Source organism: Bacteroides sp. RTP31139st1_H2_RTP31139_211217, from assembly GCF_040227615.1.
GTDB lineage: Bacteria > Bacteroidota > Bacteroidia > Bacteroidales > Bacteroidaceae > Bacteroides > Bacteroides uniformis.
Window position 1 is genome coordinate 1 of sequence record NZ_JBCNZM010000266.1, and the last position, 3,874, is coordinate 3,874.

At 48.7% G+C, this 3,874-nt stretch carries 1 protein-coding gene; it reads right to left on the reverse strand.

Annotation, left to right across the window (positions count from 1 at the left end; all coding sequences use genetic code 11):
• Nucleotides 1-65: 65 nt before the first annotated feature.
• Nucleotides 66-3,446 (reverse strand): SusC/RagA family TonB-linked outer membrane protein, encoded by a 3,381-nt coding sequence (locus ABUA47_RS23590; RefSeq protein ID WP_035447183.1) that lies wholly within the window; start codon nucleotides 3,444-3,446, stop codon nucleotides 66-68.
• Nucleotides 3,447-3,874: the final 428 nt, after the last annotated feature.

Genomic DNA, 3,874 nt, shown 5'->3' on the forward strand with positions numbered 1-3,874 from the left:
ATGAAACAAGAGATAATATCTTTGTCTTTTTCATACTCTTTTTTGTTTTTTGGATGGTTGTTTTGTCAGAAACTTGCACGAAGTGAAACACCGAAACTGCGGGTAGCTGTGGTAGAACTTCCCACGGTAGCCTGGTTGGCCCAGGATGTTCCGACGGACGACTCCGCATCGTAGTTTTTCAGTGCTTTGTAGAAGTAGAAGAGATTACGTCCGAAGACCGACACACTCAGCCGGCCCAGTCCCAGTTTGGAGATCATCTTTTCGGGAAATTGGTAGCCGATGGTCAATTCACGCAGTTTGACATAAGAATTGTCGAATACCGAATGGCGGTATGTCAGCTGTTCGGCCTCCGTTCCCCAATTATAGGTGGTGTTGTAGTAATAGCCTGCCGGAATGATACGTGTGTTTCTTTCGCCAGTGGAGGCCACTACACCCGGAAGAATGATGCCGTCGTGGTAGATTATCTCTCCGTTGGGGCCGGCACCCGTGGAAGGGTCTACTTGTACCGGAATTCCGCTGGAATTGTTGTCGCCCGGATAGTAATAGGATAGTCCGCCGTGTTCCGTATCACGGTACTTCAGGGATTCGGGTGTCAGACCCACTGCGGTGGCATATTGGTTCATTTCGTTGATGACATCCCCTCCGATGCGGAAGTCGATACTGAAATCGAGGAATACATTCTTGTAGGAGAAAGAGTTGAATAGACCTCCTACGCCTGCCGGATTGATGTTGCCGACTTTCTGCAATTCAGTTTGGTTGAGGTAAAGACCTTTATCGGAAACGAGGTACTCACCGTTTTCGTTCACCTGGGGAACCTGTGCATAGATGTCACCCATTGGCTGGCCTTCCACAGCTTGTATTTTTATTCCGCTGCCTCCGGAGTTGAGTATTTCCAGATAGGGCACTCCATCGGCCAGTTTCACCACTTTGTTCTTATATACACCATAGTTGGCTGTCAGGTCCCAGCGGAAATCTCTGGTCAGTATGGGAGTGGCACTGATTGATATATCCCAGCCGCGGTTGGCTACCTCACCCACATTCATCAACACATTCTTTACGCCTGATGTGGAAGGTTGCGGCGTGGAGAGTATCTGGTCCTTTACACGGTTGTTGTAGTAGGATATATCTATACCCAACCGGTTGTTTAAAAACTTGCTTTCCAGACCTATCTCGTATTCGTATTTCTTTTCCGGACGGATATCTGCATTCCCCCATGAAGAGGGAATGGTGTTCCAGGTGAATCCGTTGTCCGAACCTTGCTCGTAGACGATATTGGCGGTATAGGTTTCAGGAGCATTTCCTACGATACCGTATGAGAGGCGCAGTTTTCCATAGTTCCACCATGACGGCATGTGGAAGGCTTGGGTGAAGAGAAAACTCAGATTAGCGGAAGGATAGAAAAAACTCTGGTCTTTTAGGGTAGACGATCGTTCCTGGCGTCCGGTCAGTTCAAGGAATAGATAGTTGTCCCATCCCAGGCTCAGTGTACCCATATATCCGGTTTTCAGTAGTTCCATACGTTGCAGGGTACTGCTTGGCGTGTAGCGGCTGGCATTGAGGTCGAACCAGTTTTCCGTGACAAGCCCGCCATTGGTGGAGACCCTCATATTGTTCATATTTTCGTAGCGTCCGGTCCAGCCTACGGTGGCGGCAATGTCGAAGCGGTTGATATTATAGTTGAAGTTCAACATAACATCTCCATAGACAATGTCGTAACGGCGGTTGATGGACTGGAAGCTACCGTTGGGGTCGTATAGGGAATTGGGTTGTTCGCTTTCATATTTCAGTGTTTGCTTCACATCTGTGATATCAGTTGAAACCTGGGCGCGCAGACTCAGCCAGTTGGTTATCTGCCAGGTGGGGCGAATCATACCGATGAGCCGGTTCTCTGTCTCGTCGCTATGGTGATGGTACATATTCCACAGCATGTTGTTCACTCCGGTGGCGTAACTGGGGTCGTAGGCCCATGATTCCTCAGGAGTCAGCGTGGCGTTTCCTCCGACAAAGGTATTACGGTATCCCAGACTGGTGACGTAACTTTGTTTCAGATAGGGAATGTCCAGGAAGGTGGAGAACATGTTGCCGAAACCGCTGTATAGGTTGAGCGAGGTTTGCGGGCGGTCTTCTACATTCTGTACGATGTAGTTAAGGGAGTATTCCAGTTTCAGCGGTTTCGCCAGTTGATACGAACCGGTCAGCTTGAAGTTGTGTTTGGTGAAGCTTCCGGTCAGGGCATTGGGAATCTCGTCCATGAATGTGTAGGAGAAGCGGTTGCTGGTGGTTTCCGTCCCTTGTGAGATGGCGAGATTGTAAGTCTGGGTCCAGCCGGTGCGAAACAACTCTTTCCACGGGTTGTCGGTCAGTGCCTGGTAGGGGCGCATCTTCCCGTCCCAGTAAAGTACCTCGCTGCCGTCGTATTTCGGGCCGAAGGACAAGGTGGTGGAACGGAGGCTTTTGTAGCTTTGTCCGTTTAGGGTTCTCTGATAGAAGCCTCCCGTCTGTTTCTCATAATCGCTGTATGCGGTGTTGTAGGTTCCCGGCCCGTATACGGTCTGTACTTTTGGTAGATAAGCCGGTAAGTTTGCCATGACTTGGGCATTGAAGTCCACCGTCAGCTTGCCGCTTTTGGCGCGCTTGCTAGTGATGACTACCGCACCGTTTGCAGCCTCCGAGCCGTAGAGAGCTGTGGCGGAAGCTCCTTTCAGAATACTGAGGCTCTCGATGTCCTCTGGGTTGATGTCTACCAGACCATTGGAACGGATTTGTCCGTCGTTGCCAAATTCGGCGAAGTCCGTGCTTTTACCCGTGCCGCCGTTGCGGATGGGTACACCGTCCAGAATGATGAGTGGCTGGTTATTTCCAGTGATGGAAGTCAGTCCGCGTACGTTGATGGAGACAGCTCCGGCAGAACCGCCTTGTGTCTGTGTGATGCGGACTCCCGGTGCTTTACCGTACATGGCAGAGGCAAAGTTGGGTGCTCCTGCCTTTACCAATTCGTCTGCACTGATGGTACTGATGGCATAGCCGACACGTTTCGTGTCTTTTTTGATACCCATTGCTGTTACTACGACTTCTTTCAGTTGCTGGGTATCTTCGCTGAGTGTAATCTTCAGGTCGCCTTGCTTTTTTCGTTTTGCCAGGTTTATCTCCCGGGTAGCATAGCCCATGTAAGCGATAGAGAGTGTTGCATCTGCAGGAACGGTCAGTGTGAAGTTGCCGTCCACATCGGTAATGACGCCGTTGTTGGTGCCTTTCTGTATGACGCTGGCACCGATAAGCGGTTCTCCCGTTACATCTCTTACAATGCCTGTAATGGTTCGGTTCTCTTGTGCAAAGGCTGTTCCGGTGAAAAGAAATGTTAATAACCAACTTGCAATAATCAAACTTTTTTGGAAGTGCGACGCTGAATGTGGAATGTCACACCGTTTTCTCATCCTGATTTTCATACTACTGAAAAATAATTGATTTATCTTATTATAAATGTTACGTCCTTTCGGCGGATATTTTAGCAAGAGGTATGCCAAACGAAAGGCAGACTATCCTTTTAAGGATGAATAATGTTGATAATCAATTGCTTATTTTCTATCGGGAAAAAGGGAAGTTCGGGTGTTTGTGGTGTGGAGATGTGGAAAAAATCCACAGTAGGTATTCCACAATTTCCCTCTCTTCCCTTGAAGTCTTGTTGTCGACCCTTATTGGTAGCCTTGTTCATCGGAGGTATGCTCTATCACTACAATAAAATCTGGTGCAGTTGCAGTGGTTGCATTTTCTTTTCAGGGTGGGAGTGTTTTTGACCTTTATCCGGGAAGGATTACTCGAACGAAAGAGCTATCAGCCTGCGGTTTGTGAGATTGATATTAAGCCAGTATAAATC

Bases quoted from the DNA above. Each gene is read 5' to 3' on its own strand.
- ABUA47_RS23590 (WP_035447183.1), bottom strand. From the start codon at position 3,446: ATGAAAATCAGGATGAGAAAACGGTGTGACATTCCACATTCAGCGTCG.